The organism is Xenorhabdus bakwenae (genome assembly GCF_030272115.1).
Lineage (GTDB): Bacteria > Pseudomonadota > Gammaproteobacteria > Enterobacterales > Enterobacteriaceae > Xenorhabdus > Xenorhabdus bakwenae.
Genome location: NZ_CP119194.1, coordinates 921,611 through 933,753, shown reverse-complemented (window position 1 = coordinate 933,753; position 12,143 = coordinate 921,611). Strand labels below are relative to the sequence as shown.

The window sequence follows — 12,143 nt, the reverse complement described above, 5'->3', positions numbered from 1 at the left end:
GATAAATAAACCATTTCATTGAGATCTGGTACACTCTGGCACAAATTCAAAAACATGCCATCATTGACTTCACAATGGGTTCAATTTATGAAACAACTTTTAGACTTTTTGCCGCTAGTCGTTTTCTTTGTCGTCTACAAAATGTACGACATTTTCTATGCATCTGGTGCCTTAATTGCTGCAACAGGGTTAGTGGTTGTCATTACTTACCTCATTTATCGTCGCGTTGAGAAATCCTCCTTAATTACATTTGTTATGGTTGCTGTTTTCGGCACTCTGACACTGGCTTTCCACAGTGATTTATTTATTAAATGGAAAGTGACTGTCATTTATGCCATTTTTGCTCTGGGACTATTTATCAGCCAATGGGTGATGAAAAAGCCATTAATTCAACGCATGTTAGGCAAGGAGTTAGAATTACCTGATTTTGTCTGGAACAAACTGAATATGGCTTGGGCAATCTTCTTTATTGCCTGTGCATTAGCAAATATTTATGTCGCTTTCTGGCTACCTCAAGATGTTTGGGTAAACTTTAAAGTGTTCGGGTTAACGGCATTGACACTGGTCTTTACTGTATTGAGTGTGGTATATATCTACCGTCATCTGCCTCGCGAACAAAAATAATATAATAACCTTCATATGGATACCTGCCGATGCAGCGGCAGGTATTGTTGTATTCACCAAATAAAGCAAGTTTTCTAATGACACAACAACAATGCTTACCAAACGGAGAATTGGTTCTCCGTACACTGGCCATGCCTGCTGATACTAATGCCAATGGGGATATTTTCGGTGGCTGGCTGATGTCTCAAATGGATATTGGCGGCGCAATCCTGGCAAAAGAGATTGCTCTGGGACGCGTAGTAACTGTTAGCGTAAATGGCATCAGTTTTCTAAAACCGGTTGCGGTAGGTGACGTCGTATGCTGCTACGCCCGTTGTCTTAAAACGGGAAATTCATCTATTACCATTCATATTGAGGTGTGGGTGAAAAAAGTGGCTTCTGAGCCAGTCGGTCAGCGTTATCGTGCGACAGATGCTGTTTTCACCTATGTTGCCGTTGATGAAAATAACGCTTCCCGTCCTTTGCCTGAAGATAAAAGGCACTTTAAATTGGCAAGCAGTGATTCAGAGTCATAATTCATTTTGCTGATGAAGTCAGGGGATGCTTTGCATCCCCTGACCGGGTAAGAAACTTTGGTTAAGTCAGGATTGTGAAATACCCGTAGTTTTAAACTCGATAGTCGTTATGTGCCCGGCAGCAGGTATTTTTTCATAACGCCATTTCCTCATCGCATTTTTCACTTCACGGTCAAAGACATTCTTCGGATTGGCAGAAATAATTTCGATATTTTTAACTCGACCATTTTCATCAATATCAAATTTTACTTTTACCGTCCCCTCTGTCCCCAACTGTTGTGCTCTGGATGGGTAAATGGGATCTGGCCTGTTTAGTGCTTTTGGTCCGCTTCGTGTACCCACGTTTTCATTAATGGTATGGTGCTCCGATTTTTGATTGTCCAACCTTTTTGCCGTCTGAGGTTCCTGATCAGAAACAGGTTTCAGTGGTTGTTCTGAAGCTTTTTCTGTCTTTTTCTCTCTTGGCTTAATTTCTTTTTTTGACAATTTTTTTCTCAGGCTTAGGTTTAGGCAGAGCAATTTTCGCAATAGGTTCTGGCTCTGGCTCCGGTTCAGGAATTGATTCAGGTATGGCAGGTTTAGAGACAGGCGCCTCTTCAGCCGCCAACTGGATCATGGCAACAGATATAGACGGGGCTTCTACCTGTTTTTCAGGTTTAATGGCATGGAAAAGCGCCGCCGCAATAGAAATGTGTAAACAAACAGAAAGTAGTATCGGCCAATGTATCCAACGCATAAGAGAATTCTTGTTTAACAGCATGATAGTCAGTTTTCAGATAGGTATTAGTTTAAATGCAAATGACTATCATATTCAATAAAGATTCAAAAACATCTCAGCATGACTTGCATTTTTCAGTCGGTAGTAAGGGGAAAACAACGCGTCAGATATGCATTATTATCTAGAACAGAGTTGATATCGACCGTGAACCCATTCGTCACGAGTCGTATCATGCATCAATTTAAGGTATTACTATAAAATCCACTCTATATTCTGGATAAATAGAATCGATCTATGACGCTTATAAGCATCTGCCTTACGCAGTGCATATATTCGTAAGTTACGACGTGACTGCCCTTCCGACCAGCGACGGCGGATACGAATACCTTGGCGGAGCATTCTCCAACGCCCGACTTCTCTTCTGCTATGTTTCATAAGCTATTCCAGGCTAATTCTCTCAGTGGGTAAATAACATTATTCTTAATCGTCACTATTCTCAATGTCAATCAATTGCCAATCTGGTTCGTGATTCTGCCATAATAGTATATTACCCAAAATTATCAGTTTAATAATTATGATAAACCATTCATGATTTTTTCGTATCAATCTGCATACAGTGCATGAAGCCAAAGTCAGTCGTTATAAGTGGCTAAATAGTAATGATATTCATTATACTTGGCGCTTTTTTGCTAAAATTACGGCTGTTTAATTAATAATTATTAGGTTGATAGTTTGCCAAAATTTCTAGAAACTTGCGGCAATGACTGCATAAGATACTTAAATAAATAGGATTGATTGCCACGTATGACAACTTTCTACTCTGTACTGAGCTGGCTGACGATTTTCTTCTACTGGCTGATTATTGCCGGTATCACTATTCGAGTTTTGATGAAACGTCGTCCTGTGACATCAGCAATGACGTGGTTACTCATTATTTATATTTTTCCTTTAGTCGGGATCATTGCTTACTTGTCATTCGGCGAATTACACCTTGGCAAACGCAGAGTTGAGCAAGCCAAACAAATGCGTTCATCTGTAGTCAAGTGGCTGGCCGAATTAAGAAATTCTCCGCAAATTTTTGCCGATGAAAACAGTGAAGTTGCTACTCCGCTGTTTCAGCTGTGTGAGCGTCGACAAAATATCAAAGGTGTCAGAGGGAATAAAATGCAATTAATGACATCTTATGATAATTCGCTAAAAGCGATTGTTCATGATATTGAAAACGCCAAATACAATATCGAGATGGTGTTTTATATATGGCAATCGGGAGGGCTGGTTGATCAGGTCACTGATGCCCTGATGCGTGCAGCCAAACGCGGTGTTAAATGTCGAATCATGGTAGATTCGGCAGGAAGCTGGCAATTTTTCCGCAGCCCTTATCCTGATATTATGCGAAAGGCAGGTATTGAATTTATCGAGTCGCTACAAGTTAATCTCTTCCGTTTATTCTTGCGTCGTATGGACTTACGCCAGCATAGAAAAATTATTCTGATCGACAACCATATTTCATACACCGGTAGCATGAATATGGTTGACCCCCGTTTTTTTAAACAAGATGCCGGGGTCGGTCAATGGGTCGATATCATGGTGAGAATGGAAGGCCCTGTTACGACAACACTGGGGATCATTTATGCTTTTGACTGGGAAATGGAAACAGGAGAGCGTCATCTTCCCCCTCCTCCTGACAGTACTACCATGCCCTTCGAACAAGCCAGCGGTCATACCGCGCAAGTTATTGCTTCCGGGCCAGGGTTCCCTGATGAATTGATCCAACAATCCCTGATGACCGCTATTTTTGCTGCCCGCAAACAACTTATTCTTACCACTCCCTATTTTGTTCCCAGCGATGATTTAATGCATGCAATTTGTACCGCAGCTATGCGTGGTGTTGATGTCAGTATCATTGTACCAAGCCAAAACAACTCATTTCTTGTTCGCTGGGCCAGCCGTGCGTTTTTTTCAGAATTACTGGAAGCGGGTGTGAAAATTTATCAATTTGAAGATGGTTTATTACATACTAAAAGTGTGTTGGTCGATGGCCAGCTCAGTATGGTCGGTTCTGTCAATTTAGATATGCGCAGCTTATGGCTGAACTTTGAAATTACGGTGGTCATTGATGATGAACACTTTGGCAATGATTTAGCACTGGTTCAACAAGACTATATTATGCGTTCAGTACTACTTGCGAACAGTGAATGGGAAAAACGGCCTATGTGGCATCGTATTCTTGAACGTATCTGCTACTTTTTCAGCCCGCTTTTATAATTCATGACTGAAAACAGACAGAAAATAAATTGACCAGTCACTTTTTCAACATGAATATTTTCACCACGAATAACAGTATTCATTCAATACAGAACATGTTTTAATTTCATCTTGTAATTAATTTCGGACCTTGCATCATGGAAAATCAACCGACACACGCTATGCAATTAGACTTAAATAACCGAATGACTGAAGATGACGCGCTTGAAAAAGCTTACGACATCTTTTTGGAACAAGCGCTTTCTCACCTTGATCCGGCTGACAGCCTATTGTTTAATTTGCAATTTGAAGAACGGGGAGGGGTTGAATTATTGGAGCCTTCAAGAGTCTGGCTTGAACATGTTGATTTTGATTTGGATCCAGACTTTTTCTCAGAAGTCATTATTGGCCTGGCTGAATCAGACGATGCCGAAATTGATGACATCTTTGCCCGTATCTTGCTCTGCCGGGAAAAATCTTACCCCATCTGCCATATCCTATGGAAAAAATAATCAGACCGCCTTCCTCAATACACTTCCTTGATCGGCAAAAATGCCCTCATTGTGAGGGCATTGAATTTAAAGTCGTGACAGCGTCACATTAACCGAATCTGGCTGGTTAGAGTGGATCAACCTTAAGGCAAGATACCGCATGTTTAAAACTTCCTTCAAGCAGTGGTCGAGTCTTGGCACATTCAGCATCAGCCATTGGGCAGCGAGTACGGAATACACATCCAGACGGGGGATCAATGGGTGAAGGCAGTTCTCCTTCCAACAATTCAATATGCTTGTTGCGCTCTTTGTCTGGATCAGGAATTGGCACCGCCGACATAAGCGCTCTGGTATATGGATGCAACGGATTATGATAAACCTCGTCGTAAGTGCCTAATTCTACAGCATTCCCCAAATACATCACCAAAACGCGGTCTGATATGTGTTTTACTATTGATAGGTCATGAGCAATAAATATCAGGGAAAGCCCCATTTCCCGCTGTAATTCCTGCAACAAGTTAACGACTTGTGCCTGAATAGAAACATCCAGCGCTGAAACAGGTTCGTCGCAGATAACTAATTTAGGCTCCAGGATCAGGGCGCGGGCAATGCCAATACGTTGGCACTGTCCGCCTGAAAATTCATGCGGGTAACGGTTTATCAGGTTAGGTAACAATCCTACCCGCATCATCATTTTTTGAACTTTTTCTTTTATCTCCCCAGCTTTCATTTTGGGGTAATACGTTTTCAATGGCTCTGCAATAATATCACCAATGGTCATACGCGGATTCAGCGATGCCAAAGGGTCTTGAAAAATCATCTGAATATCATTGCGAATATCCCGCCATTGTTTGTCACTCATAGCCAGCAGATTTTGACCAAGCCAGGTGACTGCCCCGCCAGACGCTTTCACTAACCCAATAACGGCTCTGGCAAGTGTTGACTTCCCGCAGCCAGATTCTCCTACAACGCCCAGAGTCTCACCTTCATATAGTCTTAAGGTAACGCCATCTACCGCTTTTAAGGTTTTTGCCGGCTGCCAGAACCACTGTTTTCCATCTTTAATATCAAAATAAACTTTGAGGTCATCCACTTCCAATAAGACACGTTTTTCAGCTATTGTGTTCATACTAACTCCTCCTGGCGTTTAAAGCAGGCACGCAAGCGCCCAAGGCCAAATTTTTCCAACTGTGGTTCCTCACGAACACAATGCTCTGTGGCAAACTGACAGCGCGGCTGGAATGGGCATCCCTTTGGCAAACGCAATAAATTGGGGGGATTGCCTTGAATCGTTTCCAATGACTCCCCATCACCATCCAGACGAGGAACAGCATTCAGTAACCCGATAGAGTATGGATGGGTAGGCCGGTAAAATACGTCACGCGCTGTGCCATATTCCATCGTTCTTCCGGCATACATTACTAATACTTTGTCACAAATGCCGGCAACCACCCCCAAGTCATGGGTGATCATAATAATGGCCGTGTTAAACTCATTTTTCAGCTCGTTAAGCAACATCATGATCTGTGCCTGAACCGTTACATCCAATGCCGTTGTCGGTTCATCGGCAATTAATAACTTAGGCTGACACAATAATGCCATGGCAATCATGACTCGTTGACGCATCCCCCCGGAGAATTCATGTGGGTACATTTTCATGCGTTTACGGGCCTCTGGCATCTTAACGGCATCCAGCATACGGATGGATTCCTCAAAAGCCGCGCTTTTACTCATACGCTTATGCAACATCAATACTTCAGTTAATTGATCACCTACCCGCATATAAGGGTTAAGGGAAGTCATGGGATCTTGAAATATCATCGAGATCTCTTCTGCCCGCATCCGGTTCAGCTCTTTTTCTTTCAGGTTGAGGATTTCTCGCCCATGAAAATGAGCAGAACCACTGACAAAACCATTGCTGGCCAATAATCCCATTAATGCAAACGCCGTCTGCGATTTACCTGAGCCAGACTCTCCCACGATCCCCAGGGTTTCTCCGGCTTGTAAGTCAAAATTTAATTTGTTTACGGCCGTCACGTTGCCGTCTGGCGTGCTGAATACGACATTCAGGTCTTTTACCGATAAAAGTGATTCAACATTTTTCGACGTTTCTACGCTATTCACAGGCTCTCCTTAACGGTCTTTCGGATCGAGGGCATCTCGCAGGCCGTCACCAATAAAGTTAAAACAAAACAGGGTTATCACCAGAAAGCCTGCCGGAAATAACAGCAACCACGGAGCCACTTCCATTGAATTAGCCCCATCACTTAACAAAGCCCCCCAACTACTGAGGGGTTCCTGAGTACCCAAGCCAAGGAAGCTCAAGAAGGATTCAAACAGGATCATGCTGGGTACAAGTAATGAGGCATAAACCACCACAACACCCAATACGTTTGGCACGATATGGCGCAAAACGATATGACGGGTAGAAACACCACAAACCAACGCGGCTTCGATGAATTCCTTGCGTTTTAAACTCAGTGTCTGACCACGGACGATACGTGCCATGTCCAGCCACGACACCATGCCTATTGCAACGAAAATCAACAGAATGTTTTGACCAAAGAAAGTCACCAGAAGGATAACGAAGAACATGAATGGGAAAGAATTGAGGATTTCCAACAAACGCATCATGACCATGTCAGTTTTGCCGCCAAGATAGCCTGACATCGCACCATATAAAGTGCCCAATAACACAGCAATCAAAGCGGCGGCAACCCCGACCATCAGTGAAATACGCCCGCCAATGGCAACGCGCACCAACAGATCACGCCCTGATGAATCAGTGCCAAAATAGTGTTTGGACTCAAAATCCGGCGGCATTGTCATCATATTCCAATCAGTGTCATCGTAGGCAAATTGGGACAACATCGGTGCTAAGATCACAAATAATGTGATCAGGAATAGAATACATAAACTCGTAATCGCCGCCTTGTTATGCTTAAAACGGCGACGTGCATCCTGCCACAAACTGCGGCCTTCAATTTCCAGTTGCTCAGAAAAATTTTCCAGAGCTTCGCTATTTTTTTTATTCAGTAACATTGCGTGCTCCAGTATTAATAACGAATTTTCGGATCAATGACGGCATACAGCACATCAACGATGGCATTAAACATAATGGTCAGGCTCCCCACCAGAATCGTCAAACTCAGTACCAGTGAGTAATCGCGGTTTAATGCGCCATTAACAAATAATTGCCCCAGACCGGGTAAGCCGAAAATAGTCTCGATAACCATTGAACCCGTAATGATGCCGACAAATGCTGGACCCATGTAAGAAATAACGGGTAATAAGGCAGGTTTTAACGCATGACGGAAAATAATCTTCCGCAGTGGCAAACCCTTGGCCCGTGCTGTACGAATAAAGTTGGAATGCAAAACTTCTATCATGGAACCCCGGGTAATACGGGATATGCTGGCAATATAAGAGAGGGAAAGTGCGACCATTGGCAAAAGCATATATTTAGGTGCCCCGCCATTCCAGCCTCCTCCCGGCAACCATCTTAATGTAATGGCGAATATCAAAACTAATAAGGGGGCGACCACGAAACCAGGGATCACGACACCTGTCATGGCAAACCCCATTACCGTGTAATCCCATTTCGTATTCTGGTTCAATGCCGCAATAACGCCTGCACTGACACCGAATATTACCGCCATAACAAAGGCGGCAAATCCCAATTTAGCAGAAACCGGCAAAGCTTCTGCAACCAGATCATTGACACTGTAGTCTTTATATTTGAATGAAGGGCCAAAATCCCCTTTAGAGAGTTGGATTAAGTAATTGAAATATTGCTTATAAATAGGATCATTTAAATGGTATTTCGCTTCAATATTTGCCATAACCTCTGGCGGCAGCTTTCTTTCTCCTGTAAATGGGCTACCCGGCGCAAGCCGCATCATAAAAAACGAAATAGTAATAAGGATAAAAAGTGTCGGGATCGCCTCTAAACAGCGACGTAAAATAAATTTTAGCATTGCCCGCTCCTACTGTTTAGCCAAACCGTGGCCTTTAATTATTTGACAAGCAGGCGATCCAACGAGATCACCTGCTAATTTCTAATGCTTTATTATGTATAGGTCTTTGGTATGGAAGTTATCTAAGGGATCTTTACCGGTATAACCACCGACATAAGGTTTCACTAAGCGAGTATTGGCATAGTAGAAAATAGGAACTATCGCAGAATCTTTGTCTAATAAAGCATTTGCCTTGGCATAAACTTCCGCACGCTCTTCATCAGTTTGGACTTGCAGGGATTGTTCCATCAGGGCATCAAACGCTTTGCTTTTATAATGGGCTGTATTATTGCTGCTATCGGATAGCATAGCGTTCAGGAAACTGGACGCTTCGTTGTAGTCGGCACACCACCCTGCACGGGCAACGTCAAAATTTCCCTGATGGCGGGAATCAAGATAAGTTTTCCATTCTTGGTTTTCGAGGTTAACTTTAATACCAAGATTCTTTTTCCAAATGGATGCGGCAGCAATGGCCAATTTTTTATGGAGATCAGAAGTGTTATACAACAGGTTAATTTTCAGTGGGTTATCTTTAGTAAAACCCGCTTCTGCCAAAAGTTTTTTCGCTTCTTCATTACGTTGCTGCTGGTTCAGCCTGGTATACCAATCCGGTTTTTCATCTTTAAAATCAGCAATATAAGGAGGAGTATAACCATAGGAAGGTAAATCTCCCTGATTTTTAACCTTATAAGTTATCGTATTACTATCCATCCCTAATTTCAGTGCGGTACGCACACGGGGATCATTAAATGGGGGTTTCTGGTTATTTATTTCATAAAAATAAGTACATAAATACGGGTTGATATGCAACTGTTCGGGAATGTCTTTTTTTAGCTTTTGGAATAGTTCGACCGGTAAGTTGTTATAAGTCATTTCAATTTCGCCGGCACGATAGCGATTAACATCCATGACTTCCGAGGAAATAGGCAAGACTGTGACCTGGTTAATAACGGTGTGTTTGTTATCCCAATACGTTGGGCTGCGTTCCAGAACAATGCGCTCGTTAATCACCCAGCTTTTCAGCTTATAGGCACCGTTACCGACAAAATTTTGTGGTTGTGTCCATCTCTCACCATATTTTTCAATGGTTGCACGATGCACCGGAGAGGTCGTCGGGTGAACAAATAATTTGACTAAATAGGGAACGGCTTCACTGAGTGTTAATTGTAATGTATGGTCATCTAATGCCTTAACGCCCAGCGCTTCCGGTTTCTGTTTAGCCCTGATGATATCGTCAACATTAAGCAGATGGGCATATTGCAGATAACTTGCATATGGGGATGCGGTATTGGGATCTACCAGACGGCGCCAGCTATAGACAAAATCCTGTGCAGTGACAGGGTCACCATTGGACCATTTTGCATCTTTGCGCAGATGGAATGTCCAAACTGTGAAATCCTTATTTTCCCAGCTTTCTGCGACTCCCGGTATAATTTTACCGTCAGGGGCATTGATCACCAGAGTTTCAAACAAATCCCGCGCGATATTAGATTCTGGCACACCTTCAATTTTATGCGGGTCCAACGATTGTGGTTCAGAGGCATTGTTGCGGACTAACACCTGTTTTGCAGTATCGGCAAGTTGCACGCCAGCAGGCACTTGTGCTGCAAAGGCCGGCCACCCTATCATCATGCCTAACGTTACCGTAATGCCAGTAGCCAGTTTTTTCTTTGTTGTGTTTATCATCTTATTCTCTCCAATTGATATCATTTGACCCATTAAAGTCATATCCACGCATTGGGCCGGTCATTTTCCGTATCCAAAAGGAACTATTTTGTTTACGGCAAAATAATATGTTGTGACGATAATCAGTGATTCACCTTTTTAATATACAAATTCTTTAGATCAACATAATCTTGGGGATCTTTCCCAGTCATTCCCCCAACTGTCGGGCGAATGAGGCGTACGCTGACGCGGTAATAAACGGGGATCAACCCTGAATCTTTATCAAGCTGGGCTTCGGCTTGCTGATAAAATTCCTTACGGGTTGCACTCTCTTTGGCAGTCAGGGCCTGCTTAAGAAAGTTATCAAAAGCCTCACTTTGATAAAAACCAGTATTGTTACTGCTATTTGACAGCCACATATTCAAGAAGGAAGAAGGTTCGTTATAATCGCCACACCATGTTGCCCTCGCAACGTCATAATTTCCTTGATGGCGGTTCTGGAGAGAGGTTTTCCACTCCTGATTTTGCAAAGTGACTTTTGCGCCAATATTTTTCTGCCACATAGAAGCCGCAGCAATGGCTTGTTGTTTATTTTGTTCTGATGTGTTGTACAACAAGGTAAATTTAAGGGGATGGCTGGCATCAAAACCCGCTTCCTTCAACAATTCTTTCGCCCGTTGATTACGCTGTCCCTGGGTCCAGCTTGCCCATTCTGGATTAATGGTCAAACCGTCGCCAATATAAGTCGGAGTAAATCCATACGCCGGAATTTGCCCCTGTGCCATAATTCTTTCGGTGATGATATCGCGATCAAGGCTCAGTTTTATGGCTTCACGCCCCCGTTTATCTTTAAACAGGGGCTTCTGGTTATTGATTTCGTAGTAAAACGTGCACAGATAAGGTGAAACTTGCAATTGTTCGGGTATATCCCGTTTCATTTTTTGGTATAGATCAGGAGGAATAGCGTTATCAGTCATATCCACTTCCCCGCTACGATAGCGGTTAACACCACTAACGCCAGAGACAATCGGCAGGAAAGTGCCTTTTTCAATGAGGGTTTCTTTATCGTTCCAATACTGAGGATTGCGCGTTAAGATAATTCGCTCATTAACCACCCAATCTTTCAATGTATAAGCACCATTGCCAATATAGTTTGCTGGCAATGTCCATTTATTTCCCCATTTTTCAATCACATCTTGCCTGACAGGTTTCATCGCTGTATGGCTTAACATGTCGACCAGATAAGGCACAGGCTGGCTGAGTGTTACCTGAAAACGGTGATCATCTAACGCCTTGACCCCCAATTGTTCCGGTGATTTTATTCCTTTCAGAATATCGTCAACGTTCTGAATATAGGCATATTGCAAATAACTGATATAAGGCGACCCAGTATCTGGATCAGCGAGCCGGCGCCAGCTATAGACAAAATCCTGCGCAGTCACAGGCTTACCATCACTCCATTTGGCATCATGGCGTAAATAGAACGTCCATACTTTATAATCTTCATTCTCCCATCTTTCTGCTATGCCAGGCACGGTTTCACCATTTGGCCCTGTCGTTACCAACCCTTCCAGCAGATTGCGGATGATGACGGTTTCTGGAGTACCTTCAACTTTATGAGGGTCCAATGAAGTGACTTCGACACCATTGTTAACGGTTATTTCTTGTTTTTCGGTGAGTGTAACGCCTGCGGGAACAGTTGCAGCAATACTCTGCGCGGCGGGAAAAGAGAATAAAACGATATTCGAAATCAACTGACCTAACTTTGATGTTTTTTTTCTCATATTTTGCTCCAAGTTATAAACAGCAAATGAATCGTTTTTAATCTACTCACTCCAATAATTCACTTATCACGTTAACAAAGGGTAAT

13 protein-coding genes are annotated in these 12,143 nt (G+C 42.9%); 4 read left to right on the top strand and 9 right to left on the bottom strand.

What is annotated here, in order from left to right; genetic code table 11:
• The first annotated feature begins 87 nt into the window (after positions 1–87).
• Positions 88–624 carry a septation protein A gene (locus PXH59_RS05305; RefSeq protein WP_047770970.1) on the top strand — a complete coding sequence of 179 codons (537 nt, stop codon included), beginning with the start codon at positions 88–90 and terminating at the stop codon, positions 622–624.
• A 77-nt stretch (positions 625–701) separates the two neighbouring features.
• Complete coding sequence (yciA, locus tag PXH59_RS05300) at positions 702–1,139, top strand: acyl-CoA thioester hydrolase YciA (protein WP_047770992.1); 438 nt, start codon at positions 702–704, stop codon at positions 1,137–1,139.
• 66 nt (positions 1,140–1,205) lie between these two features.
• Here yciA and PXH59_RS05295 read toward each other — a convergent pair whose 3' ends face one another.
• The 3 genes from PXH59_RS05295 to PXH59_RS05285 form a co-directional block, all read right to left on the bottom strand.
• On the bottom strand, positions 1,206–1,625 hold the full coding sequence (locus tag PXH59_RS05295) for a TonB family protein (RefSeq protein WP_285810670.1): 420 nt from the start codon (positions 1,623–1,625) through the stop codon (positions 1,206–1,208).
• A complete protein-coding gene (locus PXH59_RS05290) occupies positions 1,606–1,875 on the bottom strand; it encodes a hypothetical protein (protein WP_285810669.1) in 270 nt (89 codons plus the stop codon). Before PXH59_RS05290 ends, PXH59_RS05295 begins: the two co-directional genes overlap by 20 nt.
• Before the next feature lie 234 nt (positions 1,876–2,109).
• A complete protein-coding gene (locus tag PXH59_RS05285; protein ID WP_285810668.1) occupies positions 2,110–2,292 on the bottom strand; it encodes a YciY family protein in 183 nt (60 codons plus the stop codon).
• Positions 2,293–2,661: 369 nt separating this feature from the next.
• Between PXH59_RS05285 and cls the strand changes: the two genes are divergently transcribed.
• Together cls and PXH59_RS05275 are read left to right on the top strand one after the other, a co-directional pair.
• Entirely contained in the window at positions 2,662–4,122 is a 1,461-nt protein-coding gene (cls, locus tag PXH59_RS05280; RefSeq protein WP_285810667.1) for a cardiolipin synthase, read from the top strand.
• Positions 4,123–4,283: 161 nt separating this feature from the next.
• Complete coding sequence (locus PXH59_RS05275) at positions 4,284–4,613, top strand: HI1450 family dsDNA-mimic protein (RefSeq protein ID WP_047770993.1); 330 nt, start codon at positions 4,284–4,286, stop codon at positions 4,611–4,613.
• Between the two features lie 106 nt (positions 4,614–4,719).
• Here the strand turns inward: PXH59_RS05275 and oppF are convergent, their stop codons facing one another.
• From oppF to PXH59_RS05245, 6 genes are all read right to left on the bottom strand, one after another.
• Positions 4,720–5,721, bottom strand: coding sequence for a murein tripeptide/oligopeptide ABC transporter ATP binding protein OppF (gene oppF, locus PXH59_RS05270; protein WP_285810666.1), 1,002 nt, complete (start codon positions 5,719–5,721; stop codon positions 4,720–4,722).
• The gene (locus tag PXH59_RS05265; RefSeq protein ID WP_285810665.1) at positions 5,718–6,716 is read right to left on the bottom strand and encodes an ABC transporter ATP-binding protein; all 999 of its coding nucleotides are present in this window, start codon (positions 6,714–6,716) and stop codon (positions 5,718–5,720) included. The genes oppF and PXH59_RS05265 overlap by 4 nt, the downstream gene beginning before the upstream one ends.
• Before the next feature lie 9 nt (positions 6,717–6,725).
• Positions 6,726–7,634, bottom strand: a complete 909-nt coding sequence (gene oppC / locus PXH59_RS05260; RefSeq protein WP_047770975.1) for an oligopeptide ABC transporter permease OppC — start codon at positions 7,632–7,634, stop codon at positions 6,726–6,728.
• 14 nt (positions 7,635–7,648) lie between these two features.
• A complete protein-coding gene (gene oppB, locus PXH59_RS05255; RefSeq protein ID WP_047770976.1) occupies positions 7,649–8,569 on the bottom strand; it encodes an oligopeptide ABC transporter permease OppB in 921 nt (306 codons plus the stop codon).
• A gap of 81 nt (positions 8,570–8,650) precedes the next feature.
• Entirely contained in the window at positions 8,651–10,294 is a 1,644-nt protein-coding gene (gene oppA, locus PXH59_RS05250; RefSeq protein WP_285810664.1) for an oligopeptide ABC transporter substrate-binding protein OppA, read from the bottom strand.
• A 122-nt stretch (positions 10,295–10,416) separates the two neighbouring features.
• On the bottom strand, positions 10,417–12,057 hold the full coding sequence (locus tag PXH59_RS05245; RefSeq protein WP_285810663.1) for an ABC transporter substrate-binding protein: 1,641 nt from the start codon (positions 12,055–12,057) through the stop codon (positions 10,417–10,419).
• Positions 12,058–12,143 lie beyond the last annotated feature (86 nt).

Coding starts and splice junctions, on each gene's coding strand:
- PXH59_RS05290 (WP_285810669.1), bottom strand. CDS start 1,875: ATGCGTTGGATACATTGGCCGATACTACTTTCTGTTTGTTTACACATT.
- PXH59_RS05245 (WP_285810663.1), bottom strand. CDS start 12,057: ATGAGAAAAAAAACATCAAAGTTAGGTCAGTTGATTTCGAATATCGTT.
- oppA (WP_285810664.1), bottom strand. CDS start 10,294: ATGATAAACACAACAAAGAAAAAACTGGCTACTGGCATTACGGTAACG.
- PXH59_RS05285 (WP_285810668.1), bottom strand. CDS start 2,292: ATGAAACATAGCAGAAGAGAAGTCGGGCGTTGGAGAATGCTCCGCCAA.
- oppC (WP_047770975.1), bottom strand. CDS start 7,634: ATGTTACTGAATAAAAAAAATAGCGAAGCTCTGGAAAATTTTTCTGAG.
- yciA (WP_047770992.1), top strand. CDS start 702: ATGACACAACAACAATGCTTACCAAACGGAGAATTGGTTCTCCGTACA.
- oppB (WP_047770976.1), bottom strand. CDS start 8,569: ATGCTAAAATTTATTTTACGTCGCTGTTTAGAGGCGATCCCGACACTT.
- PXH59_RS05305 (WP_047770970.1), top strand. CDS start 88: ATGAAACAACTTTTAGACTTTTTGCCGCTAGTCGTTTTCTTTGTCGTC.
- oppF (WP_285810666.1), bottom strand. CDS start 5,721: ATGAACACAATAGCTGAAAAACGTGTCTTATTGGAAGTGGATGACCTC.
- PXH59_RS05275 (WP_047770993.1), top strand. CDS start 4,284: ATGCAATTAGACTTAAATAACCGAATGACTGAAGATGACGCGCTTGAA.
- cls (WP_285810667.1), top strand. CDS start 2,662: ATGACAACTTTCTACTCTGTACTGAGCTGGCTGACGATTTTCTTCTAC.